Raw genomic sequence first — 24,395 nt, 5'->3', positions numbered from 1 at the left:
AAAAAGGCTCATATTTATATGGGCCATTTCTGTTCTAATATTGAATTACTGCATGGTTAACCAGCCGAGATGTTGATAAAAAAATGTCATCAGTAACATAAATGAAAATAGAATATTCAGGCCTAATGCCAGCGTCATTTTTCTGGTAATACGATGCTGTTGGCTAATTTGTTTATCCAAAGCCAGATTACTTAATTCCAATTGACGGTTTAACCGACTAAATCGTATTTCTAACGCTTCAGCCATCTTTGTATTGTAATTTTGAGCATCACACTGGTTTTGTTGGGCAAATTCAATTAGCGATTTTTGCACTTTATCCTGATAGGACAATAATTGCTGGCTGTATTCTCTATTATGTTGAAAAATATGACTTTCCATATCTTGCCACAGCGCGTGAATACGCAATCTATGCTGCTCATTTTGTTCTTGAATTTGTTTTGTCTGAGCATCAGATAACTGGTAAAGGTCACTCAGTGAATCACCGATCGATTTCTGCCACGTCAAATAGCCAGAATCTTTGTTGTCGATTTTTTCTGTTATCAGCAAGTTACTTTCTGTGCTATCCCTGTTTCGCGTTGATAATTGCGCATGAGCAGAATAAGGCACTATCTTCTCCGATCTGGGCGTTAGTTCTATCGTTGAGGGTAACACCTGTTCCATTCTTAAGGCCTGCTCAGGTCGAATAAAAAACGAGCGCCTAAGGCGACGCCATGTAAGCTACACTATGACTTATCGGTATCTTTTAGAATCTCTTTAGCGTAAATAGCGCGATAGTGATAATAAATTTTATCAAAGACGAGATAAACATTTATCAGAGCATCCGGCCAGCCAACACCCAATTATACGTGAGTCTTTTTGCTTGGTTTCAGAGAACAATTTTTGTTGTTCTAGCCGTATGCAAATCATCCCATCAAAATTAATGGAGTTGAGAAGTCATATTCTTATTTACCCCGATAATTTCTGACTGCACTCAATGTTTATTTGTAAGTTACACTCGCTCAGTTATTTTTTAACTGAGAAAGACAATTAAATCATATTATCGGATTTATTGGAGTAGGCTGTTAACTCCCAAGCGAAATGATAAGGAGTTTATTATTTACAATTAATAATAAAATTAATTTATTTATCTGCTAGGGAATGCCGCAGCAATCAGTTCAGTCTAATTCTATCTGGTGTTATGCAATTTACTTGATGCCGCGGAATTAACTGGCAGTAGATGATAATACGCAAGTTAATATCTGTGGATGGGAAGGGTAGATATTGGCCCAAGACTATTACTCTGTGAAAAAAAACATCAATTAAATAAGGTATTAAAAATGGAAAAGACAACGACCGACAAAAAAAACGTTATTACATTTAATAACAACGATTTTCCAAGCGATCTCGGTGGGGAGCTTTCTGCCTCTATTCTTTTTGTACAGAACAGTGTGATTCCGGCTGGTAAACATCTTAACGATGATATTCAGCCGCATTTAACATCGCATAAGAAAACTATGGTCCTGTTTAAATCAAAACAAGAGATTGACGAGGCTATTCCGGTCACTTTGACTCTGAAAGATGCGGAAAATCAGGTGGCTGGCACTTACACCCTGCGTCCGCCCAAGGACTTGACGCGGCTGGTTGAGCAGATTAAAGACTTCAACGGCAGTGAAGATGACTTTATTGAACCGGCAGTTTATGACAAATCCATTTCTGGTCAGGCCGAGCTGAATAAACTACAAAATGATACGCAAGGTAATCAGATTAAATCCATTCTTTCTACCAATAACAGTTTAAAGATCAGCACTCGAGATGGTGGTTGGATTAAAGATTTTTATATGCCTGTTGCGGATGAACTGGATGGTAAATTAGTCACTTTCTCCTCGAATGCCGGATATAATTCATTTATCCACTACTCAGGTAAAAAAGTTACGCTGAATCGTGGTCTGACCATAGTGCTGCGTAATTATAAAGGTTCTTGGTACAGTCTGGATGATGTGAAATATAGCCAGATTTCTTTTGGTGAAGGCTTCTGGTCGGTCATTATTCCGTTTGAAAAAATCGTTCCAGGTATTCAGCTTGATTTTGAACATAACGGCAAACACGGCCAACTTGGTAATATCCAGGTTGGGGCGTCGAACGAGTTAATTATCCACACCATTGATTTAGGTATGTTAACGCCGTATCGCAACGCATTCGAATTCCAGAAAAAAAATGAATATCATCGCCAGTATTTCCAACAGGTTCCATTGAGCCGACTGATCGTTTCACAGTACGAACCGCAGTATTTCAAAGAAGTGATGTTGCCGGAAGGTGTGCTGCTAACCGATTACGATCCAAGCACCGGTGGCGTTTATGAGGGAACAATGCGTCAGCGCATTGGTAAAGAACTGATTTCCATCGGTATTAATAATGCTAACTACGGTATCAACTCCTCACAAGGGAAAGGGGAAAACGGCCATCCGTACAGTACCGCACAGCTTACTGCGCATAATTCCATTGGTAAGTACGTCAATGGGATTATCGTACATGGTTTATCCGGCGGCGGCGGTATTGTGACCCTGGAAAGCAGTATTGGGAATGAGTTCAGCCATGAAGTTGGCCATAACTACGGTTTAGGACATTATCCAAACGGATACGCGGGTTCTATTCATCAGGCTCCGGATAAGCCAAACTCCTGCTGGGGTTGGGACAGCGATAACGATCAGTTCATCCCTAACTTCGAAAATACAATCAGCAACAAACCAACCTGTCAGGATGAGCAATGCGCAGCACCTTTTGCCGGGCACAGTTTTGGTCGCGATGCGATGGCGAGTGGTTCGCCAATGTATATGCAAAGTAATGCTTTTACCCTGCATACACCTTATTCGTTATCAAAAATTCAAACTTTCCTGGAGAATAAAGCCGTATTTGATCGCCATTCGCCTACCGGTTTTAATAAGTGGAATGCCACGACTCAAACAATGGAACCTTGGGAAAACCGGGTGGAAACCAAGTCAAATAAAGATGCAGCGCCTTCAGAAGTTACCATGGCATCAATGACGGCATTACTTGAACGCCATGATCTGATTACCGTGTCGTTTAAAAATAAGAGTTTTGCTAAGGATATTTATATTCCTATTGCTACAGAGGAGAATAAAGGTAAAGCCGTACGAGTTAAAAACGTAACTAACTCTACTTCTTTGCTTCATGTGAATAACCAGCTCTATACCATTGCCTATAACCACAACACCGTTTATTTATCTAATGGTAAAACTTGGTTGGAAGTTGCCGATTACTCGCTGAGCGAAGCCAAACGTCCATATAAACAAGGGGTAGCGGTCACTACATTGGTTGGTTATTACGATCCTCAGGGGGCGCTGAGCAGTTATATCTTCCCGGCATTACATGGTTCATTCGGTATGGTTTATCAAGGTGACGGTAACCGAGCCAATATTTGTTATCTCGAAGTACAATTCGAAGGTGGGGTCGTTCAGCAATTCAAACTCTCTGCTAACCGCATTGATGCCACCTGTATGAACAAATTCCACATTAACGTAGAGGAAGGTTTGAATCCGATAAAAGCATCTATTTTTGTCGGCGGCGTGGAGGTATCGTCCATTGATATTGCTAAACCAACATCCAACCTGGAATTCAGTGTTAATGGGGTGGCATTGTAAACAGAGTTTGATGCCATACTGGATACTGTAATAAATCTAATCTAAGACTCTGGCCATCCCTCGATTATCTCTATCAGGGATGGCCATTCTTATTTAAAGAGGTGCGGGGAGGGGGCATCGAAAAATAAATATCGAGCATTAACTGAGGTAAACAAAGGAATTTGTGGGCTGATAGTTTTACCCGCTTAAATTTCGAACTAACCCCGGAACCTCTCTTATCAGTCTAACTAAGCAGCTCTATCAAATATAATGACAAATCAAGCGACGCAATTTACGCCTCTGAAGAGTAAAAGCTTACCCATCGTACTTTTCTGCATTTTCTGCACATAGCCAAGAGTTGATGATGCTAAAGCATAACTTCATCACTTCGAATCTCATTTTAGTTACAACATACAGCGTGCTTTAGTTCAAATAATGCCATCTGAAGCTTTTGCGATTAACAAATAATCGGGGAATATAACAACGCCTAAAAGTCCTGCAGATAGTAGCAGGGCAGTTAGGTAGCCCCCAAGCTGCTCAATATGGCGTTCTGTCTTGGTGTGTAAATATCCAATTTAGGGGTTTAGGGGATTTCACAGGGGAAACGGGATTTTGTTTAAATCTTGTTTGTATTAGACGTTCGGCTGTGCGATTAGCATTAAAAATTAGTGTGAGTGGTTGTTATTAAATAATTTATGAATGCCAGGGGCAAAGCATGGCCGCCATTTTCAGGCGGCCTGAGGCAAGATTTAGAGATAACGGCGCTCTAAGTGCTGACGGAAGAAACGCGGATTAAGAGTTTCGCCCGTGGCTTTAATTATCAACTCGTCGGTGAGATAACGGCTACCGTGCTGCCAGATATTTTGCTGCAACCAAGCGAATAAGGCGCTGAGATCGCCATTACCAATTTGTTGATCCAGATTTGGAATCGCTTCACGAGCCGTTTGGAATAATTGAGCGGCATACATTGCGCCCAAGGTATAAGTTGGGAAATAGCCAAAAGCCCCGTCGGTCCAGTGAATATCTTGCATGCAGCCGTTGCGATAGTTGCCCTCGGTATTTAGCCCCAAATAACGCTGCATTTTTTCATTCCACTGTGCCGGAATGTCCTCAACCTCAATTTCGCCTTCGATCAGCGCTTTTTCGATTTCGTAACGCAAAATCACATGAGCCGGATAGCTAACCTCATCGGCATCCACCCGAATAAAACCGGCTTCAACACGCTGATTAAGCGCAATAAAGTTGTCCTCGGTTAACGCCGCTTGTTCGCCAAAGTGCTTGATAGCAAGGGGGAGCAAAAGCTTTAGAAACTCGTCGCTACGTGCCAATTGCATCTCAAATAGCAAGCTTTGAGATTCATGTATCGCCGTGGAGCGAGCATGAGAAATAGGTTGGCCTAACCATTCGCGCGGTAAATTCTGTTCATAGCGGGCGTGCCCCGTTTCGTGAACGATCCCCATCAGGGCGCTAGTGAATTCTTTCTCGTTATAACGTGTAGTGATACGTACATCTTGCGGAACACCGCCGCAGAAAGGATGTACGCTAACATCAACCCGGCCACCGTCAAAATCAAAACCAAGTAGCGCCATGACACTCAGGCTAAGCTGGCGCTGTTTCTCTAAATCAAATGGGCCGACTGGTGTTAAATGTGGTTGTTTAGCCTGCTTGACGATCGCTTTTTGCAGCAAATCTGGTAACCATTGCTTTAAATCACCAAAAATACGATCCAAATCGCTGCTGCGTAAACCCGGCTCATACAGGTTTAATAACGCATCGTAGCGAGATGTGCCGGCAGCCTGCGCACGGATCTCGGCCTCCTGACGACTAAGTTTCACCACTTCTCGCAGATTTTCTGCAAAGCCCGCCCAATCATTATTGATGCGTTGCTGACGCCAGGCATGTTCACAACGCGCGCCTGCCAGCGATTTCGCTTCAACCAAACTTTCTGGCACCAGTACCGCGTTATCGTAGTGGCGACGCATTTCGCGCAGATTCGCTTTCTCAATATCGTTCAGAGTTTCCTGTTCCGCCTGCTCAAGCCATTGGCCGACCTGTGGCGCGGTCAGAATTTGGTGATGCAGCACGTTTAGCTCGGCCAAGGCCTCTGAGCGAGCCAAATTGCCTTTAGGGGGCATCATGGTTTGCATGTCCCAGCCGGCAATAGCCGAGAGATGTTCAAAACGAGACAGGCGAGTGAAGGTGCTGCGCAGCTGATGATAGGCTGTGATCATAGGGCACTCCATTAGTTAACCGATGATAATCAACGTTTTTTTGCTATTTATTTTTTATCTGATACTGCGTCTGAATCTACGGATAAACTGTAGTAATCTTTGACTGGCCAGCAGAAACGGAAGCTCGCGCCGCCCAAAGAACTGCTTTCTACAAAAACGCGTCCCTGATAAGCCTGCGCGATGGAGTGAACGATTGCCAGGCCTAAACCGCAGCCGCCGGTCGCGCGATCGCGACTTGGATCTAAGCGGACAAAAGGCTCAAACACTTTGGTGCGTTCATCCGGCGGAATGCCGGGACCATCGTCTTCAACCTGCAGACAAGCTTCATCGCCGTCGAACCACAGGCCGATGCGCAAACGCTGATTGGAGTAGCACAGGGCGTTATTCACCAAATTATCCAGCACTCGTTCCATTAGGCGTAAATCCACCGCACCAAAATCGCCACTGTGCGGAATATCCAGCGCGATTTCTCGCTCGCGGTGAATCAGGCGCATATCTTCGACTTTAGTTTGCAGCCAGGTCGGTAAATCTATTGGCTCCAGATTAAGAGAAACCTGAGGGCGATCCAGACGAGCATAAGTCAATAGTTCGTCTATCAATGATTCCAACTGACCGATATCCCGGTTTAATGCCAGTTGCTCTGTTTCGCTCAGATTTTCACTCATGGCTAAACGGTAGCGCAAACGAACCAACGGGGTGCGCAACTCGTGGGCTATGCCGTCAATCAGCAGTTTTTTACTGGCAATCAGAGTGCTGATGTTATCCGCCATCTGATTAAAAGCGACGCCGAGACGATTCAGACTGGAAGTCGGATCAAAGTGCGTCCGTTCATCTAAATGTCCGGAACCCAGCCGCTGGGCAGCGTTTTCTAGCTGTAGCAGATCTTTCCAGTGCGGGCGCATCCACAGGAAAACCGGCAACGCCAGCGACATACCGATTAAAATCAGCAGAGCCAGATCCAACAGCCGCATTTGATGTAAATAGAATAAATACGGAACCGGTCCGACCACCAATACATAATGACTGCGCGGAATTCGCTGCAAGAATGAGTACTCATCGTCTAAAGCGATGATCTCTCCTGCCCGCAGTCGTTTATTCAGGCGTGGCCCTAAATCTCGTTTATCCAGCGGTTCAATATGCAGTTCAAACGAAAGATTCAAATCCAGCGTTTCGATGGTTTTATTCCAGTCACGCAGGGGGATTTCTCTCAGTTCACTGCGCATCAATGACAGCGAGCTTTTCATCAAGTCGTCTAAAGACTGGCGCCCAGCGCGTTCGGCGGTGACTTTATAAACCAGCCCGACCAGCATCGCCATCACCATAAAGCAGACAAACAGCAATAAGAAAAACTGTATGAATAGTTTTCTCATTGTTGGACGGATTCCCAGGCGTTAGGAGCAAACAGGTAACCTTTATTACGCACGGTTTTAATGCGGAATGGCTCCAGCGTATTATCGTAAAGTTTGCGACGTAAACGAGAGATTGCCACGTCGATACTGCGATCCATTCCGTCATAGCTGACGCCGCGCAGACTTTTTAATAAGATTTCCCGATCCATAATAATACCGGCGTGGGTGGCCAGTTCCCAAAGTAAATCGAAGTCTGACGTGGAAAGCGTAATTTCCTCCTGACCCAGATTGACCTGACGATTAACTGGATCGATACAGAGCAGGCCGAAGCGAATCGCGTTTTGATTGGTCAGCGTGGCTACCTGTGGCTCTTTGCTCTGGCTTTGCCGTTGGCGTAAATGTAAACGCAGCCGCGCCAGCAAAACGGCAGGTGGCGTAGTTTTCAGAATATAATCATTCGCACCCATTTCCAGCGATAGGATATGGTTCATATCACTATCCAATGAGGTCAGCAGGACTATCGGGCCATCATAATGAGGACGCAGATCCCGGCAAAGCGTCATACCGTCTTTACCCGGCAACATAATATCCAACAGCACTAAATCCGGCTGTTGCTCGGTAATAAAGTCCTGCGCGGTGTCGCCTCGCGGCTCAATCAGAACGTCAATATCATGTTTGCCTAAATAGGCGGCAATCAACTTTCCGACTTCTGGGTCGTCTTCGACAAAAACAATTTTAGTCATGTTTCCCGGTCTATAAGAATCTGCGATAAAAGTGACGGAATTCAGCATAGCGCGCCGAAGAGGGCAATGCCATGAGGATTTGGTGTCTAATCTTGAGCTGTATCGCGCAATTATTCATTCGTATGATTAAAGCGTCGGCTCCGTCTGGTAAACAGTAAGGGAATTATGTCATTATATTGGTGACACTGACTGTCACGTCGTCTCTATTTAGCCGTAGTCCAACACTATTTTGAATTAAGAGAGGATTAGGGGATGAGTAGTGAGCGGATACAGCGCGAAACCATCTGCTTTGATTACATGAAATTTCTATCGGCTTCCTGCAAAAAACGCTGGAGTTTTGTCGATGCGATTTATGGTGTAATGCCTATCTTCGGCATGGTGGTAAAAAAAATCTCAAACTGAATCAGAAAAGAACCCACAAGAGCAGTTAACCGCCTTAGCTTTGCAGGTGCTATCTACACAGGTGAGCGATGAAACCAATATGATTCGGTTAATTCGGTTGGCACGCCAACAGGGGATTCAATCTCTGGAAGTCCAATTACCCTATGGTTTGGATATCGGTCAATTGGCGGCTATTTCACGTCAGTGCTCACCGCAGGTTGCTTTGACGTTAAACGGCGAGCGGTTGCTGGTTAATTTGCCCGTCATTCAGCCTTAAATATGCTGTTCATGGCGAGCAAGCGTCGCTCTTGGCCATTTTATCTTTATATTCTATCACTCAGAAATTCAGCAAAAGTTCGGCTTTGCTCACTGATAATTTGAATTTGATGCTCGGTTTCTTTTCCGTTATTTATGCGTTGCTCAATATCATCTAGTCTATCGTTGCTATCCTGTAACGTCTCATTGTTAGTCAGATGGTGTTGATACCCTTGGGTAATGAGATTTTTTCGATGCTTGGATTGTTTTTATCAATGCCTTGGTTCCATGAAAAGCAGCCTTATTAGCTTTACTGCTTCCTCGAAACTGCCTCCAACTGTGATTCTCTCCAAATTTTCTATTAATCGATGGGCTTCTTGCCACCTCAATATCAATTTTGATTCATGCATTTCTGCTACAAAAGGCTGTTCAGCATCTACTTTATTTTTACTGACATTTTATTTTTACTAACATATGTAGATAGCTGAACATATTAGAAATTAATGCATAATTAACCAGGTCGCGGGCAGGGTAGCGACCATTACCAGACAAATGGCCACGCGCTCCATTTTATTTAAGATGCGCATATCATGGTGACTTTTCCGAGCATAAATAAACACCAATAATCCCGGCGCATACAATAATACCGACAGCAGCAAATGCAGCATACCGGCGGCGTAAATCAGCCATAAACCGTATAAGCAGGCACCGCTGGCCGCCACAATCAAGCGCCAATCCTGACGTTTTAGCGCAACCTTAAACAGAAATGCGCCCACCAAGAAATACGGCACTAAAATCATTTCAGAAGCGATAGTTAGCAGCGTATTATAGTTACTTCCGGTAATCCAAATCAGTACCAACGCAATCTGCACCGCGCCGTTGGTAAACCACAGCGATTGGGATGGCGCATTATTCTTATTTTGCTGACAAAACGCTTTCGGGAAAGCGCCATGTTTAGCCGCATGCAACGGCACCTCGGCGGCCATAATGGTCCAGCTCAAGTAAGCGCCGCAGACTGAAATAATCAGACCCGTGGCGATAACGATTTCACCCAGTGGCCCCATCAGTTCAACCATCAAACCGGCCATCGATGGGTTGCGCATCTCTGCCAGCTCGGCGCGTGGTACTACGCCTAGCGACAGTAAGGTGATCAGCAAATACACGCTCAGTGCAGATAACACCGCCAGCATGGTTGCCCGACCAACGTCCTTTTTATTTCGCGCCCGCGCCGAAACCACTACTGCACCTTCCACACCGATAAACACCCAAAGAGTGATAAGCATGGTGCTTTTAACCTGCTCCCACACCGGCGTACCCAAAGCGATGCCGCTGAAATCCAGCGTAAAGGTCTCGAGATTAAAGGCGATCGCCGCCAGAATAATAAAACCGCCTAAGGGTAACAGTTTCGCCAGCGTCGCCACCAAATTGATGCTGGCCGCAGTCTGTACGCCGCGTAATACCAAGGCGTGCACCACCCACAGCAGGAAAGAGGCACCGATCAATGCTTGCCAGGTATTCCCTTCACCAAAAACGATGTGATCTGGCGTATCGGTGAAAAAGCTCAGCGCGGCAAACACAATAACCAGATAAGACACGTTAGCGATCACCGCGCACAGCCAGTAACCCCAGGCGGAGAAAAAGCCGACCAGATCGCCAAAGCCTTCTTTAGCATAGGTAAAGATACCGCCATCCAGATCCGGCCTGAGGCGAGTCAACAACAGCATGGCAAAGGCGAGGAAGATAATCCCTACGCCGGTAATACTCCAACCGATAAGTAACGCCGCTGGACTGGCAACTTCAGCCATGTTCTGCGGTAGGCTAAAGACGCCGGCGCCTAGCATGGAGCTGAGAACAAGTGCGGTTAGCGCGGTTAGGCCGAGTTTTTTTTCCAATGCTAGCAGTCCTGGTATTTAAAGAATTAATCTATGGATGTCAGCTATCAACTAGCAGGATATGGGGAGTCGGCACCGATAGCTGAAAGATAATAGCCCTAAAAAGTGCCAAGATTTTACGGAGTGCGGGGTGTGGATGCAATGATTGGTTATGCGATTAGGATAAAAAGTTATTCAGTCGTTCAGGATTTGCGCAACCAGAAAGGCCGTTGGGCGGGAAGAGGGTAAAGAATGGCGGAAACAAAAGTAAAACGGGGCAACCTTAGGCGGCCCCGCAAAGATTATTTGAACAAATCAGCGCTAACGGTCAGGTTGCCGCCGCTTTTGTTTTGCCACTGACGAGTCACGTGGTAGTACTTGGCTCCTTTCGCTGCGGCACGTTTAGCCACTTCTTGCGAAACATCGGTCATACTGTTGAAGTGACCGGTAAAGGTAACTGAATCAAAGGGCACCATTTGTGCCGCAGTGGTGTTATTCAGTTCCTGAATTTGCGTACCGTCGGACAGAGTTACAGTGTAACGCTTCCCGGTTGAAGACTGAGTTTCGAAGAAGCGACCCACGGCATTGCTTGGCGTACCAGAAGAGGCAACGCCCGGCAGTTCAACTTTAGCCGCTTCGGCACCGCCCGCTGCCAGTGCGGCACGGCCTGCGTCGGAATCAGCAGGGATGACGTCCGGGCTTTGCACCTTACGTTTTGGCGCATCAGCTTTATATACGTAAGCGGTGATAAACTGGTTACCGCCGCCGTTGGCATCGACTTGACGCACGATGAAGAAGAAGCTGGCATTTTTTCTTTTCGCTTCTTTAGAGATTGCGTCGTTAATATCCGGTTGGCTGCGGAAGAAGCCGCTGACAGACACGGTATCAAAAGGCTCCAGCAGATAAGCTTCGTTCTTCGGCAGCTCTTTTACGCCGTTGAAGGTGCGGTATTGAGTCTCTTGACTCACTTTTTCCGCATCTTTGTGGTACAGATCGGCCGTTACACGCCAGTTACCGCCGTTATTATTGCTGTTAGTATCCTGAATATAGAAAGCGTCTGCGCCCAATGCGTCAGCGCGACGTGACACCGCAGCGGCTGCTTCATTGATTGCGTTAAACCGACCGGTAATTGTTATACGTTGGAACGGTTTAATGGAGGCTGCTTTTTCCGGCGCTAATTCTTGCGCGGCTTGTGCAGCAGAAAATGCAGTCAGTGATAGCAATGCTGACGCGATGATCGTGTATTTCAGCTTCATAAAAAATCCTTTCGCCTTGCGCATTAACGTTATACGAGCAGAACTATTGATGTGTAACAGAATAGCCGATGATTATTACATGTAATAATGGCAGGTGTCTCAGCAATTTATGCCGCACAGTGTGACTATTTACTACCGGCAATCAATGGCGTTCTTTCCCGCTAATACAGATAAGTTTTGATAATAATACAATTAACGACATAAGCTCGATTTATTTACATTTTGCTAACCTCAGGCCACGTATTTACTGGATTCATAGAATGGATGGAATAAATTTAATCTAACCATAAATGGCAGGATAAGACTCTGGTAAATATAATATTGATAGTCATTTATACAATCTTCCCATTGGCTATCAGTTTTTATGCAAAAAGCGTTAATGTGATGCAGACAAATATGGATCATCAGTCACATTTTCAGTAGGTTATAGGAAGCTGTAGCAAGCAGGTTTCGGCGGCGCGAAGATTCGGCGTAACGAAATCACAACTATAGGCAGGATGACGACACACTCATCATCGAAGAGAACTAAAAGGGAACATTATGCGTATTGGTGTACCAAGAGAGCGGTTGGCCAATGAAGCCCGGGTTGCAGCAACGCCGAAAACGGTGGAACAACTGCTGAAGTTGGGCTTTACCGTCGCCATAGAGGCAGATGCCGGGCGACTGGCCAGTTTTGACGATGCGGCTTATCAGTCAGCTGGCGCCACAATTACGGATACGGCGAATGTGTGGCAATCGGATCTGATCCTAAAAGTTAACGCGCCCCTTGAGGATGAAATTGCCTTAATGCGTGAGGGCAGCACGCTGGTCAGTTTTATCTGGCCTGCGCAAAATCCAGAATTGCTGAAAAAACTGGCAGAACGTCAAGTGACGGTGCTGGCGATGGATTCTGTGCCGCGTATCTCACGTGCGCAGTCGATGGATGCCTTAAGCTCCATGGCCAACATCGCGGGTTACCGCGCCATTGTGGAAGCCGCTCATGAATTCGGCCGTTTCTTCACTGGGCAGATTACGGCCGCAGGTAAAGTGCCTCCGGCAAAAGTGATGATTATCGGTGCTGGCGTTGCCGGTCTGGCAGCCATTGGCGCAGCGGGCAGCCTTGGAGCTATCGTTCGCGCCTTCGATACGCGTCCGGAAGTGAAAGAACAGGTTCAGAGTATGGGGGCCGAATTCCTCGAGCTGGACTTTGAAGAAGAAGCGGGCAGCGGCGATGGCTACGCCAAAGTGATGTCCGAAGCTTTCATCAAGGCAGAGATGGAACTGTTTGCGGCGCAGGCGGCGGAAGTGGACATTATCGTCACTACCGCGCTGATTCCGGGCAAACCTGCTCCGTTGCTGATCACCAAAGAAATGGTTGCCTCGATGAAACCGGGCAGCGTGGTGGTCGATCTGGCGGCACAAACCGGCGGTAACTGCGAACTAACCGTCGCAGACAAAATCACCGTGACTGATAATGGCGTTAAAATTATTGGTTACACCGATTTACCAAGTCGTTTGCCAACCCAGTCTTCCCAGCTTTACGGTACTAACCTGGTTAACTTGCTGAAACTGCTGTGCAAAGAGAAGAACGGCGAAATTGATATCGATTTCGAGGATACCGTGATTCGCGGCGTTACCGTGGTGAAAACCGGTGAAATTACCTGGCCTGCGCCGCCAATTCAGGTTTCTGCTCAGCCTCAGGCGGCAAAAGCGGCGGCTCCGATTGAAAAACCTCAGGCTAAACCTTCGTCTCCCTGGACCAAATATATCTTTATGGCGATCGCCATCGTGCTGTTTGGCTGGCTGGCCAACGTGGCGCCGAAAGAGTTTTTGTCACACTTCACCGTGTTTGCTCTGGCTTGCGTAGTGGGTTACTACGTGGTGTGGAACGTCAGCCATGCGCTGCATACGCCGCTGATGTCGGTCACTAACGCTATTTCGGGCATCATTGTGGTAGGGGCGTTGTTGCAGATTGGCCACGGCGGCTGGGTAAGTTTCTTATCCTTTATTGCCGTACTGATTGCCAGCATCAACATTTTCGGTGGTTTCACCGTGACTCAGCGCATGCTGAAAATGTTCCGTAAACACTAAGGGGTAACTGATGTCTAGTGGTCTCGTAACAGCTGCATACATAGTTGCCGCGATTTTATTTATTTTCAGTCTGGCCGGTTTATCCCGCCACGAAACCTCCAAGCAGGGTAATACTTTTGGTATTACCGGTATGGCCATTGCACTGATCGCCACCATTATGGGGCCGGATTCCGGCAACGTTGGCTGGATTATTGTCGCTATGGTTATCGGTGGCTCCATCGGTATTTATCTGGCGAAAAAAGTCGAAATGACCGAAATGCCAGAGCTGGTTGCGGTGCTGCATAGCTTCGTGGGTCTGGCCGCGGTACTGGTTGGTTTCAACAGTTATCTGGATCACGGCGCACCAATGGAGCCTGTGATGCAGAACATTCATCTGACCGAAGTGTTCCTTGGCATCTTTATCGGTGCAGTAACCTTCACCGGTTCTATTGTGGCCTTTGGTAAATTACGCGGGATTATCTCTTCTAAACCGCTGACTTTGCCTCATCGCCATAAGCTGAATCTGGCGGCGTTGGTGGTGTCATTCCTGTTGATGGTGCTGTTTGTGAAAACCGACAGCGTAGCGATGCAGGGCATTTGTCTGTTCCTGATGACCGCCATAGCGCTGGCTTTCGGCTGGCATCTGGTGGCCTCCATTGGCGGGGCGGATATGCCGGTTGTGGTTTCCATGCTGAACTCCTACTCCGGTTGGGCTGCTGCGGCGGCGGGCTTTATGCTCAGCAACGACCTGCTGATCGTCACCGGCGCTTTGGTGGGTTCTTCCGGTGCGATTCTGTCTTACATTATGTGTAAGGCAATGAACCGCTCGTTTATCAGCGTTATTGCCGGTGGCTTCGGTACTGACGGTTCGTCCGTCGGTGATGCGGAAGAAATGGGCGAATACCGTGAAACGACGGCGGAAGACGTGGCCGAAATGCTGAAAAACTCCAGCTCAGTCATTATCACTCCGGGCTATGGCATGGCGGTAGCACAGGCGCAGTATCCGGTGGCAGAAATCACCGCCAAACTGCAGGCGCGCGGTATCAAAGTTCGTTTCGGTATTCATCCGGTTGCCGGCCGTTTACCGGGTCATATGAACGTGCTGCTGGCGGAAGCCAAGGTACCGTACGATGTGGTACTGGAAATGGACGAAATCAATCAAGACTTCCCGGAGACCGAAACCGTGCTGGTCATCGGTGCCAACGATACGGTTAACCCGGCGGCGTTGGAAGATCCGCGCAGTCCTATTGCCGGAATGCCGGTGCTGGAAGTGTGGAAAGCGCAGAATGTTATTGCGTTCAAACGTTCAATGAATACCGGTTATGCTGGCGTTCAGAACCCGTTGTTCTTCAAGGACAACACGCAAATGCTGTTTGGCGATGCTAAAGCTAGTGTGGAAGCCATTCTGCGCGCGTTGTAATCGTTAAGAAAAGGAGCGGGAAGAAGATTCGGCTCCTTGAATTGAACGGTAAAAACGAATTCCAAGCAACAAAACAAAAATCCGGAGCGCAACTGTCTCCGGATTTTTTATATCAATAAATCAGTGAGATAACGGGGATAAATACAGCGGGAAGTTGGCACGTTCGGCGGCCTGATTCAACTGTTTTTGCGCGGTGAGAATGTTTTCGCGCCAGTTTTCATCCTGCGCCCACATTTCAATAACCAATGGAACACGGCTATTCATATCTCGAAGCGCGCGGAAAATGACGGTGAAATCCACTTCGCCTTCACCAATAACCAAATCGCGGAACTGGCCCGGTGCATTTTCTCTGACCTTAAGGGTGTCTTTCAGGTGAATCTGGACTATATGGTCGCGACTTAGCCTCAGCTCCGTTACCGTATCGTAATTCCAGCCGTTAATATTGCCCACGTCAGGGTAGGCCATAAAATAAGGGGAGGGAATTTCCCGCTTGAGAATTTCGAATTTACTCAATGAATTCAGATAGTCGGTATCCATAATCTCAACCGCCAGCATCACGCCTGCGCGCTCGGCTTGTTTGGCACACCATTTCATCCCATCAATAAAACGCTGGTGAGTATGTTCGTTAGAACTTTCGTAGTAAACGTCATAGCCTGCCAATTGGATCACGCGAATCCCCATCTTGTAAGCAAAATCAATCGCTTTTTCCATATGGATTTTAGCCTGTTCGCGAATAACTTTATCTGCGGAACCAAAGGGATACTTGCGGTGAGCGCTGAGACACATGGAATGTAACGGAATTTGATACTGTTCACACAGGCGACGCAGGCCATAGATTTGCTCGTCTGACCAATCCAGTCGCACGCGTCGTTCATCAGATTCATCTATTGATATTTCCATGAAATCAAAGCCCAGAGATTTGGCCACTCTAAGTTTTTCTTCCCACGGCATGGCGTTGGGGAGAGCTTTCTCATAGATCCCGACAATCTGGTTTACCCTGTTTGTATACATTATCAGCCTCCCGGGCCATATCGGTTACGACCAGTATTTATCGATTTCAGCGCGTAATGCCTGCGCGTTGGACTGACCTTTTTCGCCGGTTAACGCCCGCCCGGCAATAAAAGCTTTGGCTCGAATGCCTTCGAACAGGCGGATATCCTGCGGTACTATGCCGCCGGTTATAGAGAGTTCCAGTCCTAAATCAGACAGAGCGCGCATGCGAAGTAGGTCATCATCGCTCCAGCCCACGCCGGCCAATTCTGCGTCTCTGGAACGATGATAAATGGCCTGTTTAATACCCAGAGCGCGCCAGGCTTTGGCATCATCGAGCGTCCAGTTACCGTAGATTTCAATTTGAATTTCTCTGCCCAACTCATCGGCTACTTTTTTGCAGGCTTCAATCGTGGCGATGTGCGCGGCGGCGGAAACCGTCAGCCAATCTGCGCCAGCTTCGAAAGCCATTCGCGATAAAATCGCGCCGCCGTCGGTGGTTTTTAAATCGCAGACTAATAGGTGATTCGGATGGTTTTGGCGTAACGTCGTCACCGCCTCCATTCCGGCGGCGAAGGCCAGAATAGTACCGACTTCGATAATATCGACGTAACCCGCGACGCTTTTTGCCAGAGTCACGGCGCTGGCCAGATCGGTTTGGTCCAGGGCGATTTGAAGCATAGGTTTGGCCATAGTGATAGTCCTTTTCAGTCAATGGCATCCGTTAACCAGATGCCGATGTGATAGCGAAGCAGGAGCGTGGTGCGGCTAGCGCTGCCCGTAGTAGGCGTTGCTGCCGTGTTTACGTCGATAATGTTTATCTGACAAAGCATTCTGCAGGTGAATATGTGCATTGAGCGAGCGTGTCGCCAGCGCCATGGCGGCGACTTCCTCTAAAACCACCGCGTTATGTACCGCTTCAAGCGCATTTTTTCCCCAGGTAAAGGGGGCGTGCCCATAGAGCAATACGCCGGGTACGGCTACCGGATCGATTCCGCGCATTCTGAAGGTTTCATCAATCACCAGCCCGCTGTTTCTTTCATAATTCTGATTGATTTCACTGTCTTTTAGTGGACGAGTGCAGGGAATATCACCGTAAAAATAGTCAGCATGAGTCGTTCCCAACGCCGGAAGATCTTTCCCCGCCTGCGCCCAAATAGTGGCGTAGCGCGAGTGAGTATGTACGATGCCACCCAGCGCCGGAAAGAGACGATATAACTCAAGATGAGTCGGGGTATCGCTCGAGGGATTTAAATCGCCCTCGATCACCTTGCCCTCCAGATCCAGCACCACGATATCCTCGGCTTTCATCTGGTCATATTCCACGCCGGAGGGCTTAATGGCCATGACGCCATGCTTTCGATCAATCTCGGAAGCATTGCCCCAAGTAAAGGTCACTAAACCGTAGCGAGGCAACAGCAAGTTGGCTTCCAGCACCCGATGTTTCAAAGCTTGATACATAATTTATTCTCCTTGTCACACCCGCAGCGCCGCATCAATCACCGCATAAACATCTTCGGTGCTACGGCAGCGGCGCAGTTTGTCGAGATCGACTCCGGTTTCGCTGTTTTCATCATCCAGAACCTGAGTAACCTCCATTAATCCCGCCATATGCTCATCCGAACTGCTGCCTGCGAGGGTGATCAGCACATCCACCGCGTCGTCTTCTCCGTCGAAATAAATAGGTTCGCTTAAGGTCACTAACGCAAACGCCGTGCGATTTACGCCGTCTTCCGGTCGGGCGTGAGGCAGAGCAAAATTTGGTGCAATAACGATATAAGGGCCGAGCTTTTCAACGCTGTTGATAATGGCCTGATGGTAGGCCGGCGTCACAGCACCTGAGGCAATCAGCATATCGGTTCCCAGCTTGATGGCCGCGCGCCAGTCTTCGGCCTGCGCCTGTAACATGATGGAGCGGTTTTCTATCAACGAGCTTTTCAGTGATGAGGTGGTCATAGTGATATCTCCCCGGTTAGCTCTGGTGTGTCATCAAAATTAAAATTTAGGTTATTTTTGTTGGTTAACTTGCTCAATCAGAGCAAGCAACTGTTCGCCAAAAGAATGTGGGTTCAGCATATTTTGTACCCCAAGAATAAATTTACCTTCTCCAACTTCCATTTCACTCGACAAGTGTTTTGACGAAACAATAATGTCGGTATTAGCCAGTTTGGATTTGTAGTCAGAAACCGCGCAGGAATCCATGTGATGGGGAATGCCTTTTTTCTCTAGATAGCTGCCGATCTTCATTTTCATCATCATAGAAGAACCTTGCCCGTTGCCGCAGACGGCGAGAATCCGAACCGGTTTAGCGGCTTCGACGCTGGGCGCATCGGTAGAATGTTCGGGTTTTGCCTCTTCGGCCGGATTTTCATCTACCGCAGGGGGGAGTGCCGCCAGCGCTTTAGCTGCATCTTCTTCAGCCCGTAAAGTGCGGGAGGCAAAGAACATATAAACCAGCGCCAGTGCGATCAACAGGTAGAAAGTTAAGGATGAAGCAGATAAACCTTGCATGATAGGAGGGAATAGCAGAGACCAGTCGGCCATACCCATCCAGCTATTGAAGGTAGTGCCATTCTGCATAAACAGATCAATAGCCCAGGCAGATCCTAATACTTCGATAATTCCCATTACAAAGCAGATTTTCATGACCGCACGCCAGCCGCCGAAGTGGTTGGCAAACACGCCGATAGTGGCGTTGGAGAAGAACATCGGAATAAAACCGGGAATAATCATGATGGATGTATTGAAGGCCAGCATCACCAATACGGCAGTGAACTGCCCTAAAGCGCCCCAGATAAAACCAAATACCATCGCGTTAGGGGAGAAGGCGTAGATCGCGGCGCAGTCAATCGCCAGTACCGCATTGGGAATAACGCGTTCAGAGATGCCTTTAAAAGCCTCAGACAGCTCGGCCACGAACATACGCACACCGGTCACAATAATCTGAATTGCTACGGCGAATTTCAGGCCGGTCTCCAGGATATAGATGGCCCAGTGAGTGCTGCCCGCCATCGAACGCAAGTTATCCATGCCGAAAGAGAGTAAAATTACGCCGAAAAACAGCGTCATAACGATAGCAGTGGCGGCAATGCTGTCATGGAATATATGCAGCCACTTCGGCAGCTTCAGATTATCTACGTTATCTTTCGGATCGCCAAGTTTAGGTGCAACTTTTACCGCAATCCAGGAGGCGGCCTGCTGTTGGTGCCCGATAGAGAAACCTGCGCCGCCGGTCACAGCTTCCGTCGGTTTAAACATAATATTGGAGAAAATACCCCAATAAAGGGCGAGGAGAATCGATGAGTAAATCACGGTTTCCCACATAGGAACCGCCATCACAAAGTAGAAAACCGCGATCAACCCAGCCTGTTGGAACATAATGTGGCCGGTTAGCATAATGGTGCGAATCCCGGTGTAGCGACGCAGCACCACCAGCAGAATATTGATTGCCAGCGCCAGTAATACCACGTACCCGACCCAGGAATAATCGTCGCCCATGGTTTCCATGGTTGTCATCATTGACGTATAGGGATCGATAACCGATCCTGTCAGACCGTGGAATTCGGCCATTTTTTCGATGACCGGTTTAAAGCTGGATACCAGCGTTGTTGCGCCGACTTGTACCAGCATAAAACCGACAATAGTCTTGATTGTTCCTTTAATAATGGTTGTGATATCACGACGTAGCAGGCTATAGCCGATACAAGTCACCAGACCAAGCAGCAACGGCGCTTTGGTCATGACCTGGCTGTAGAAGATATAAAACACATCATACAGATACTCCATACCACCCCCTGACACTAATATGGTTGGACGGAATCTTTGCCACCGCCCTGTAGAGATCCATTTCTCGGATAATACATGACACAACAACAAGCTATATAATCAAAGGTGATCATTCAATGATTCAATGTGATTAATTTGATTTTACTCACACTAATAAGGGCTTCGTGGTTATGTAATTACTTTAAGGCATTGAAAATAAACATATAAATAGATTGTGATAAGTAATAAATGACCTTTCTTGCATAAAGAAATTAAGGGTATACCGAGAGAGTAGCCATTCAATTGTTGAATATTATGACATTGACAGTTATTTTTCTCACGTATATGATCAATTTAAATCAAAACCAATCACCATGTAATCAGCATGTGAGCGGTTATCGTAGGATGACTGAAATGAATGAAATGCAACGTCACCATGAAATCGTGGCTTGGGTAAATGCGAAGCGGTCTCTCACTATTAACGATCTTATTGAGCGTTTTGATATTTCACCCGCGACGGCACGACGTGACATCGCCAAGCTGGATGCATTGAAACAGTTAAGAAAGGTACGCAACGGTGCGGAGTGCATCGTGGATAAAAAGAAGCAGGCCTGGTCGCCGCTGAACATTAATAACGCCGATAACTATGAAGAAAAATCACGCATTGCCGCCAAGGCATCGGAACTATGTCAGGACGGTGACAGCATAGTGCTTAACTGCGGTTCCACCGCATTTTTACTGGGACAAACTTTGTGCGGGCGCGACGTACAAATCGTGACGAATTACTTCCCGCTGGCTTGTTATCTGATTGAGAACGACCACGAGTGCGTGATCATTATTGGAGGTCAATACAACAAAACGCAAAATATTATTCTTAACCCTACCTCGACAACTTTTGATGCTTATGCAGGCAAATGGATGTTTACAAGTGGCAAGGCGCTCAATGAAACCGGGCTGTATAAAACCGATATGTTAACCGCAGTTTCGGAACAGCAGATGCTGAACAAAATCAGCAAACTGGTGGTGGTCGTTGATAGCTCCAAAGTGGGGCAGCGCACGGGTTTACTGTTTTGCCCAGCCAGTAAAATCGATATTCTGATTACCGGCAAGGATGCAAATCCAGAGGTTATCAGCAGCCTGAAAGCGCAGGGGGTAGACGTCATTTTGGTCTAATTTCTTTATCCTAAAGGTCTGATTATGAGCAAAGTAAACGAGATTACCCGTGAGTCATGGATTTTGAACACTTTCCCTGAGTGGGGAACCTGGTTAAATGAAGAAATCGAAAAAACCGAGGTTCAACCCAATACTTTCGCCATGTGGTGGTTAGGATGTACCGGTATCTGGCTTAAATCCGCCGGTGATACCAACATTTCTATCGATTTTTGGTGTGGCACTGGGAAAAGAACGCAGTCTAATCCTTATATGAATGCTCAACATCAAATGATGCGTATGGGCGGCGTGCGGGCATTACAGCCAAATCTTCGGACTTCGCCTTTTGTATTAGACCCTTTTGCCATCAAGAAAATTGATGCCGTGCTGGCTACTCACGATCACGCCGATCATATCGACGTCAACGTCGCTGCCGCGGTGCTGCAAAACTGCGACGATCATGTGAAATTTATCGGCCCGCAGGCCTGCGTTAATCTGTGGCTTGGCTGGGGCGTCCCGGAAGAACGCTGCATCGTGGCAAAAGTTGGATCGGTGATTGATATTGGCGATATTCAAATCACCGTGTTGGACTCTTTTGACCGTACTGCACTGATTACATTACCAAAAGGCACATCCTCCAAGGATAAGGCTCTGCTGGATACCATGGATGAGCGTGCGGTGAACTACCTGATAAAAACCAGCGGTGGCACGATCTACCATTCTGGCGACTCTCACTACTCAAATTATTACGCTAAACACGGTAACGATTACGATATTGACGTCGCGCTGTTGTCCTACGGTGAAAACCCGCGCGGTGTAACGGATAAAATGACTTCATCAGATATTCTGCGCGCCGCTGAATCTCTGAATGCGCAGGTAGTGGTGCCGTTCCATCACGATATCTGGGCTAACTTCCAAAGTGACACTCGTGAAATCGAGGTACTGTGGAAAATGAAAAAAGATCGATTGGACTACAAATTTGCGCCGTTCTTCTGGCAAGTCGGCGGAAAGTACACCTATCCAACGGACAAGCATAAAATGCATTATCAGCATAACCGAGGCTTCCACGATATCTTTATCGATGAGCCAGAGCTGCCATACAAAGCCTTCCTGTAGCTGAATGAATACTCGATGCAAGCAGGCGCTGGAGCGACTGGCGTCCTTTTTATCAGCCAAAGGCTAAGGCTAAAAACCTGCTATTACACTGCTGTAAGGGAATTTTCAAGGGTAGGGAACGCACCGGATGTGCCTGATTTATCGGCACCGGTGCGGAGCAGACAACCTATCGTTTTGATATCGTTTTGAGTTAGCTCACTAAGCAAAAGCCAGTCCGTTTTCACAGACTGGCTTTGGTATTGAAGAGGTTATCGCTAAATTTATCGCCGCTAAGCTTAGTGGTCGTTATCCGTTGGATGACAGACCGTCACCATCCTCATTACACTCCACTGGGCAGGTAAATCCATCCGGCTTGATTGCCAGCAAATCACATTTCAGATGGTCGATCACATGTTCGGTTGTATTACCGATAAAAGCGGCGGAAAGACCGGTTCGCCCCAATGTGCCCAGTACGACCACGCCAGCGCGTAGGTGCTCAGCCAGATCCGGAATCACTTCTTCCGGTAGACCTTTTTCCACATGGGTGTATTTCTCGTCCAAACCAAATTTTTGCCGCAACGCTTTCATGGCTATCAAATGCTGGCCGCGAATAGCATCGTTATATACGCTCGGATCAAAATCAGGCAGTTCAATGGCAATATTGATTGGCGTCACCGGATAGGCGCTAATGAGATGCACCGCCGTTTGGTTAACATGCTCGGCCAGCTCTTTGGTTTCTTGTACCAGTTTGAGGTTGAGCGGATCGTGAAGTGGATCTTCGCTGGACAGGTTAACCGCCACCAAAGCCGTACCGTCTTCAGGCCAAGGTTGATCTTTCACCATCCACACAGGGCAGGGGCATTTACGCAATAAGTGCCAATCTGTTGGGGTAAAAATAATAGATTCCAGCCGATCGTGCTGATGAGCCATTTTTAACAGCAAATCATGCTTCGCACTCAGGACTTCCTGAATTATGGCTTCATAGGGTCGGTTGTGCCAAACCACTTTAATATCAATGGGAATGCCCGCTTCAACGTAGAAACGACACTGTTCGGCAATCCAGGCTGCGCGTTGACTGATCACGCCTTTACGCATCGCCGTTCGTTCATCTGGCGAAAGCAGGGTGGTCATATCATAAGAAAGATCGTAGATAGCGAGGAAGGCTGTGATTTGCCCGCCGTTACGCTGCACCAGATAAACAGCTCGGCGCAATGCCGGTTGATCGTCCTGATTGGGGTCAATAGCCACCAGAATATTCTGATACTTTGCCATAGGGTCTCCTTACAACTGCGAATCACTATTAACAGTGTGTTACTTACAGAGTAAACCATGATGGAAAAACAGAACAGGGGGGATAGAGAGCCAGACCAATAAATATGCAAATTATTGATCTGGCATTAGGTCAGATTAGCACACCGGTTTTGGGTTACCCGCGAGCTGTGCCAGCGCTTCGGTATTTTCAATGGTAATGTATTTGCCTTTTACGCTGAGGATTCCACTTTTCTGGAAGCGGCCCAGCAAGCGGCTAATGGTTTCAACCGTTAGCCCCAGATAATTACCGATATCGCCACGCGTCATCGTCAGGCGGAACTCACGAGGTGAGAAACCACGTTGGGCAAAACGGCGCGACAGGTTATAGATAAAGGCGGCCAGACGCTCTTCCGCGTTTTTCTTCGATAGCAACAGAATCATATCCTGATCGCCTTTGATTTCACCGCTCATCAAACGCATCATCTGCTGACGCAGGTTAGGCATTTTGCCGGATAAATCATCCAGCGTATCGAACGGAATCTCACAGACCATCGAAGTTTCCAGCGCCTGAGCAAAACTCGGGTGTTGTAAATTGCTGATCGCATCGAAACCAACCAAATCACCAGCCAGATGGAAACCGGTAATTTGCTCATCGCCTTCTTCGGTAATGGTATAGCTCTTAATGGTCCCGGAACGAATAGCATACAAAGACTTCAGCTCATCGCCAGCTTTGAACAACGCCTGTCCTTTCTGAATAGGCTTTTTCCTTTCAATGATGTTGTCGAGCTGATCCAGCTCGTGCTCATTTAAGGTAAAAGGAATACAGAGTTGGCTGATGCTGCAATCCTGACAATGAATTGCGCAACCACCTGACTGGATACGTCGGATAACACGTTTTTCCGGGATCATGAGGGTATTCCCATTAATATTGATATTTGTCAATTTTAACATCTTTTAAGGCGTCTGATAAGAG

Annotated in this window: 18 protein-coding genes and 1 pseudogene; 6 read left to right on the top strand and 13 right to left on the bottom strand. The window is 47.3% G+C overall.

The features are described from left to right. Window positions 1-45: 45 nt before the first annotated feature. Window positions 46-660 carry a hypothetical protein gene (locus PL78_RS05525; RefSeq protein ID WP_128821807.1) on the bottom strand — a complete coding sequence of 205 codons (615 nt, stop codon included), beginning with the start codon at window positions 658-660 and terminating at the stop codon, window positions 46-48. Between the two features lie 656 nt (window positions 661-1,316). Between PL78_RS05525 and PL78_RS05520 the strand changes: the two genes are divergently transcribed. Further along, window positions 1,317-3,638 (top strand): M66 family metalloprotease, encoded by a 2,322-nt coding sequence (locus PL78_RS05520; protein WP_064513838.1) that lies wholly within the window; start codon window positions 1,317-1,319, stop codon window positions 3,636-3,638. A gap of 728 nt (window positions 3,639-4,366) precedes the next feature. Here the strand turns inward: PL78_RS05520 and PL78_RS05515 are convergent. Genes PL78_RS05515 through rstA form a run of 3 tightly spaced genes read right to left on the bottom strand, consistent with a single transcriptional unit; the run spans window position 4,367 to window position 7,940 of the window. Then, window positions 4,367-5,848, bottom strand: coding sequence for a carboxypeptidase M32 (locus PL78_RS05515; protein WP_064513836.1), 1,482 nt, complete (start codon window positions 5,846-5,848; stop codon window positions 4,367-4,369). A gap of 47 nt (window positions 5,849-5,895) precedes the next feature. Beyond that, the gene (gene rstB / locus PL78_RS05510; RefSeq protein ID WP_064513834.1) at window positions 5,896-7,218 is read right to left on the bottom strand and encodes a two-component system sensor histidine kinase RstB; all 1,323 of its coding nucleotides are present in this window, start codon (window positions 7,216-7,218) and stop codon (window positions 5,896-5,898) included. Beyond that, a complete protein-coding gene (rstA, locus tag PL78_RS05505; RefSeq protein ID WP_064513832.1) occupies window positions 7,215-7,940 on the bottom strand; it encodes a two-component system response regulator RstA in 726 nt (241 codons plus the stop codon). The genes rstB and rstA overlap by 4 nt, the downstream gene beginning before the upstream one ends. A 252-nt stretch (window positions 7,941-8,192) precedes the next feature. Here rstA and PL78_RS05500 point away from each other — a divergent pair. Next, window positions 8,193-8,598, top strand: a pseudogene (locus tag PL78_RS05500) (hypothetical protein). A gap of 478 nt (window positions 8,599-9,076) precedes the next feature. Here PL78_RS05500 and PL78_RS05495 read toward each other — a convergent pair. After that, on the bottom strand, window positions 9,077-10,468 hold the full coding sequence (locus PL78_RS05495) for an amino acid permease (RefSeq protein ID WP_064513830.1): 1,392 nt from the start codon (window positions 10,466-10,468) through the stop codon (window positions 9,077-9,079). A gap of 281 nt (window positions 10,469-10,749) precedes the next feature. Further along, entirely contained in the window at window positions 10,750-11,703 is a 954-nt protein-coding gene (gene ydgH, locus PL78_RS05490) for a DUF1471 family protein YdgH (protein ID WP_064513828.1), read from the bottom strand. 540 nt (window positions 11,704-12,243) lie between these two features. On the opposite strand from ydgH, the gene pntA reads away from it, so the two are divergent. Beyond that, window positions 12,244-13,773 carry a Re/Si-specific NAD(P)(+) transhydrogenase subunit alpha gene (pntA, locus tag PL78_RS05485; protein ID WP_064513826.1) on the top strand — a complete coding sequence of 510 codons (1,530 nt, stop codon included), beginning with the start codon at window positions 12,244-12,246 and terminating at the stop codon, window positions 13,771-13,773. A gap of 10 nt (window positions 13,774-13,783) precedes the next feature. Continuing rightward, window positions 13,784-15,172: a Re/Si-specific NAD(P)(+) transhydrogenase subunit beta gene (gene pntB / locus PL78_RS05480; RefSeq protein ID WP_064513825.1), complete on the top strand. Its 1,389-nt coding sequence runs from the start codon at window positions 13,784-13,786 to the stop codon at window positions 15,170-15,172. Window positions 15,173-15,292: 120 nt separating this feature from the next. On the opposite strand, the gene PL78_RS05475 is transcribed toward pntB, so the two are convergent. From PL78_RS05475 to PL78_RS05455, 5 genes are all read right to left on the bottom strand, one after another. Then, window positions 15,293-16,183, bottom strand: a complete 891-nt coding sequence (locus PL78_RS05475) for an L-ribulose-5-phosphate 3-epimerase (protein WP_064513823.1) — start codon at window positions 16,181-16,183, stop codon at window positions 15,293-15,295. Window positions 16,184-16,207: 24 nt separating this feature from the next. Continuing rightward, entirely contained in the window at window positions 16,208-16,855 is a 648-nt protein-coding gene (locus tag PL78_RS05470; protein ID WP_064513820.1) for a 3-keto-L-gulonate-6-phosphate decarboxylase UlaD, read from the bottom strand. A gap of 75 nt (window positions 16,856-16,930) precedes the next feature. Beyond that, window positions 16,931-17,623 carry an L-ribulose-5-phosphate 4-epimerase gene (locus PL78_RS05465; protein WP_064513818.1) on the bottom strand — a complete coding sequence of 231 codons (693 nt, stop codon included), beginning with the start codon at window positions 17,621-17,623 and terminating at the stop codon, window positions 16,931-16,933. A 15-nt stretch (window positions 17,624-17,638) separates the two neighbouring features. Then, window positions 17,639-18,118 (bottom strand): PTS sugar transporter subunit IIA, encoded by a 480-nt coding sequence (locus tag PL78_RS05460; protein ID WP_064513816.1) that lies wholly within the window; start codon window positions 18,116-18,118, stop codon window positions 17,639-17,641. Between the two features lie 51 nt (window positions 18,119-18,169). Beyond that, complete coding sequence (locus PL78_RS05455) at window positions 18,170-19,948, bottom strand: PTS ascorbate-specific subunit IIBC (protein ID WP_064513814.1); 1,779 nt, start codon at window positions 19,946-19,948, stop codon at window positions 18,170-18,172. A 393-nt stretch (window positions 19,949-20,341) separates the two neighbouring features. Between PL78_RS05455 and ulaR the strand changes: the two genes are divergently transcribed. Together ulaR and ulaG are read left to right on the top strand one after the other, a co-directional pair. Next, on the top strand, window positions 20,342-21,100 hold the full coding sequence (ulaR, locus tag PL78_RS05450) for an HTH-type transcriptional regulator UlaR (protein WP_064513812.1): 759 nt from the start codon (window positions 20,342-20,344) through the stop codon (window positions 21,098-21,100). Window positions 21,101-21,124: 24 nt separating this feature from the next. Beyond that, window positions 21,125-22,192 (top strand): L-ascorbate 6-phosphate lactonase, encoded by a 1,068-nt coding sequence (ulaG, locus tag PL78_RS05445; protein ID WP_064513810.1) that lies wholly within the window; start codon window positions 21,125-21,127, stop codon window positions 22,190-22,192. A gap of 285 nt (window positions 22,193-22,477) precedes the next feature. On the opposite strand, the gene uspE is transcribed toward ulaG, so the two are convergent. Beyond that, the gene (gene uspE / locus PL78_RS05440) at window positions 22,478-23,443 is read right to left on the bottom strand and encodes a universal stress protein UspE (RefSeq protein ID WP_064513808.1); all 966 of its coding nucleotides are present in this window, start codon (window positions 23,441-23,443) and stop codon (window positions 22,478-22,480) included. 135 nt (window positions 23,444-23,578) lie between these two features. After that, window positions 23,579-24,331 carry an FNR family transcription factor gene (locus tag PL78_RS05435; RefSeq protein ID WP_064513806.1) on the bottom strand — a complete coding sequence of 251 codons (753 nt, stop codon included), beginning with the start codon at window positions 24,329-24,331 and terminating at the stop codon, window positions 23,579-23,581. Window positions 24,332-24,395: the final 64 nt, after the last annotated feature.

It is taken from the genome of Yersinia entomophaga (assembly GCF_001656035.1).
Taxonomy (GTDB): domain Bacteria; phylum Pseudomonadota; class Gammaproteobacteria; order Enterobacterales; family Enterobacteriaceae; genus Yersinia; species Yersinia entomophaga.
The sequence above is the reverse complement of the archived record's forward strand: the minus strand, read 5'-3'. Positions and strand labels throughout refer to the sequence as shown.

Coding starts and splice junctions, on each gene's coding strand:
- PL78_RS05515 (WP_064513836.1), bottom strand. CDS start 5,848: ATGATCACAGCCTATCATCAGCTGCGCAGCACCTTCACTCGCCTGTCT.
- PL78_RS05525 (WP_128821807.1), bottom strand. CDS start 660: ATGGAACAGGTGTTACCCTCAACGATAGAACTAACGCCCAGATCGGAG.
- PL78_RS05520 (WP_064513838.1), top strand. CDS start 1,317: ATGGAAAAGACAACGACCGACAAAAAAAACGTTATTACATTTAATAAC.
- PL78_RS05470 (WP_064513820.1), bottom strand. CDS start 16,855: ATGGCCAAACCTATGCTTCAAATCGCCCTGGACCAAACCGATCTGGCC.
- ulaG (WP_064513810.1), top strand. CDS start 21,125: ATGAGCAAAGTAAACGAGATTACCCGTGAGTCATGGATTTTGAACACT.
- rstA (WP_064513832.1), bottom strand. CDS start 7,940: ATGACTAAAATTGTTTTTGTCGAAGACGACCCAGAAGTCGGAAAGTTG.
- pntB (WP_064513825.1), top strand. CDS start 13,784: ATGTCTAGTGGTCTCGTAACAGCTGCATACATAGTTGCCGCGATTTTA.
- PL78_RS05435 (WP_064513806.1), bottom strand. CDS start 24,331: ATGATCCCGGAAAAACGTGTTATCCGACGTATCCAGTCAGGTGGTTGC.
- ulaR (WP_064513812.1), top strand. CDS start 20,342: ATGAATGAAATGCAACGTCACCATGAAATCGTGGCTTGGGTAAATGCG.
- rstB (WP_064513834.1), bottom strand. CDS start 7,218: ATGAGAAAACTATTCATACAGTTTTTCTTATTGCTGTTTGTCTGCTTT.
- ydgH (WP_064513828.1), bottom strand. CDS start 11,703: ATGAAGCTGAAATACACGATCATCGCGTCAGCATTGCTATCACTGACT.
- PL78_RS05465 (WP_064513818.1), bottom strand. CDS start 17,623: ATGTATCAAGCTTTGAAACATCGGGTGCTGGAAGCCAACTTGCTGTTG.
- PL78_RS05460 (WP_064513816.1), bottom strand. CDS start 18,118: ATGACCACCTCATCACTGAAAAGCTCGTTGATAGAAAACCGCTCCATC.
- pntA (WP_064513826.1), top strand. CDS start 12,244: ATGCGTATTGGTGTACCAAGAGAGCGGTTGGCCAATGAAGCCCGGGTT.
- PL78_RS05475 (WP_064513823.1), bottom strand. CDS start 16,183: ATGTATACAAACAGGGTAAACCAGATTGTCGGGATCTATGAGAAAGCT.
- PL78_RS05455 (WP_064513814.1), bottom strand. CDS start 19,948: ATGGAGTATCTGTATGATGTGTTTTATATCTTCTACAGCCAGGTCATG.
- uspE (WP_064513808.1), bottom strand. CDS start 23,443: ATGGCAAAGTATCAGAATATTCTGGTGGCTATTGACCCCAATCAGGAC.